The organism is Nocardioides oceani (assembly GCF_030412965.1).
Taxonomy (GTDB): domain Bacteria; phylum Actinomycetota; class Actinomycetes; order Propionibacteriales; family Nocardioidaceae; genus Nocardioides; species Nocardioides oceani.
Window position 1 is genome coordinate 1 of sequence record NZ_JAUHJQ010000277.1, and the last position, 220, is coordinate 220.

General features: G+C 84.1%; 1 protein-coding gene. It reads left to right on the forward strand.

All coding sequences use genetic code 11. The annotated features are described in order from the left end of the window. Nucleotides 1-220 (forward strand): hypothetical protein (locus QWY28_RS24065; RefSeq protein WP_300955412.1); only part of this gene is annotated, 220 nt, incomplete at both ends.

Below are 220 nucleotides of genomic sequence, written 5' to 3' on the forward strand. Positions count from 1 at the left end.
CTCCGACGCCGACGTACGCCGCGAGCGGGCGCTGGCCGCGAAGGAGGAGCACCTGCGTGGCACCGGCCACCCGTCCGCCGTCGAGCTCGACCGGGTCGCGGCCGCCACCGGGGCCGGCCGCGCGGCGCGGGCCGAGCGGCAGGAGGCCGGCGTGGCCGCGGACCACGCGCGGGCCCGGCTCGGCGCCGCCGCGGACCTGCTCGCCTCGGCGCCGAGCGGG